This window comes from Vibrio sp. 03_296 (assembly GCF_002265885.1).
On sequence record NZ_NPKW01000738.1, the window covers coordinates 1 to 1,722 of the forward strand.

The 1,722-nt window shown below is 44.3% G+C and carries 1 protein-coding gene and 3 pseudogenes; 3 read left to right on the plus strand and 1 reads right to left on the minus strand.

All coding sequences use genetic code 11. The features are described 5' to 3' along the window. Window positions 1-286 (plus strand): annotated as a pseudogene (locus CIK04_RS27520) (RNA pseudouridine synthase); the annotation flags it as partial. Here the strand turns inward: CIK04_RS27520 and CIK04_RS27525 are convergent. Then, window positions 248-897, minus strand: a pseudogene (locus CIK04_RS27525) (nucleoside triphosphate pyrophosphatase). The pseudogenes CIK04_RS27520 and CIK04_RS27525 overlap by 39 nt on opposite strands. 152 nt (window positions 898-1,049) lie before the next feature. On the opposite strand from CIK04_RS27525, the pseudogene CIK04_RS27530 reads away from it, so the two are divergent. Together CIK04_RS27530 and rpmF are read left to right on the plus strand one after the other, a co-directional pair. After that, window positions 1,050-1,522: pseudogene (locus tag CIK04_RS27530) on the plus strand (23S rRNA accumulation protein YceD). A 95-nt stretch (window positions 1,523-1,617) separates the two neighbouring features. Further along, window positions 1,618-1,722 (plus strand): 50S ribosomal protein L32 (gene rpmF / locus CIK04_RS27535; protein WP_128824732.1); only part of this gene is annotated, 105 nt, incomplete at its 3' end.

The following is a 1,722-nucleotide window of genomic DNA, read 5'->3' on the forward strand; positions in this document are numbered from 1 at the left end:
GCGACGCTGCTCCAAGCTARCCCTATTACGGGAAGAACCCATCAAATTCGAGTTCATACTCAATATAGTGGGCACCCCATTGCCTGGGATGACAGATACGGCGATCGACGTTTCGATGCTTATACTGCTCAGCATGGACTGAACCGCTTGTTCCTTCATGCCGCCAACATTCGCTTTACACATCCGGCGACAGAACCAACCAATGGAAATCAACGCGCCGATGGGAGAGCAGTTGGAAAAGGTCCGTTCAGTCATTGCGAACCAGACGATAAGGAAAAAGGGATGAGCGAATCACTCCTTTTCTTTGTATCACCAAAATGTGCATGCCTTGTTGAGCTAGTAAGTCAATGAGGTCGATTAAGGGGAGGCCAACTAAGGTATTGGGATCTTTGCCTTCTAACTTTTCAAACAAAGCAATCCCTAATCCTTCACTTTTGAAACTGCCAGCACAGAAGAATGGCTGTTCTTTATCCACATAGCGCTCAATTTGAGCTTGGGTCAGTTGGGCGAAAAATGCACTTTGAACTCAATCAATGCAAAGAGCGTGTTTCTCCGGTTTCGCTGTTGTAAACCGCCAACCCAGTATAAAACACAATGGATTGGCCACTTTGAGCGGTCAGTTGTGCGATGGCATTTTGTCGACTATGAGGTTTACCCACAATGTTACCGTCAATAACGCACACTTGATCGCTGCCTATCACCAAGCTTGGTTGGTTGATTTGACACGATTGCGCTTTGCTTTCGGCAAGTCTCAAGACCAACTGGTTGTGGGGACTCGCCTTCCAGTGGGGTCTCATCGCAGTTTGGAGAGAGAGTTGAAAAAGGAATTGCCAGTTTTTCCAGCAGTTGCTGACGAAATGGTGAGGTAGACGCTAAAACTAGTTGGTAATTTTCCATTTTGGCTTACAATTTGACGGAGCATTCTTCATAGCATAACGGATTCCCGTTGGAGCATGCTAATGCTCTGTATAACAAGCGCAAAAAAGTACAACTTTTTTGCCTTTTCCTTTGACATAAATTCTTTTTTGGAAGATTATTATTCGCGCCCTATGCAAAAGGTAAAAATAAGACCGCGAACGGTGGATCCAGCCAAAGCCGCGCAGAAGAGATTGGATTACGATGGCATCATCCAAGCCAGTCTGTTTAAGCGTCTAGCTGAAATGACCGAAGGCGTAAAACGCGACGCAGAAGTCTATTTGTCATTTGAGATAGATGAACAGCGACTTGTTGTTATCTCTGGTAAAGCTAACATACGAGTCGTTTAGAATGTCAACGTTGTATGAGACCTCACGCATCTGTGTGAAGTAGAGTTCACTTATACTCCTTACTACAGTGTAGAAAAGTGAGCAAGATGCCCCAAGAATGTTACGATTTGGTAGATCTTAACGAATTATGGCGAAGTCGACCTTATTCAACTTGTTGAAGATGAGTTCATCTTAGAATTACCTCAAATTGCAATGCATGACGAAGCGGATTGCAGCTGTTGATTCAAATAACAATGGTTTTTGGTGAAGATTCCTGAAGAAATTGTAAGGAAACAAAACCAAATCCGTTCGACGTTTTAAAAAGCCTAAAGCGCTAAGCTTTAAGCTGAACCATAACATAGGAGTAGGGTCAATGGCCGTACAACAAAACCGTAAGACACGTTCTAAGCGTGGCATGCGTCGTTCACACGATGCGCTAACTACAGCTGCACTATCTGTAGACGCGACTTCAGGTGAA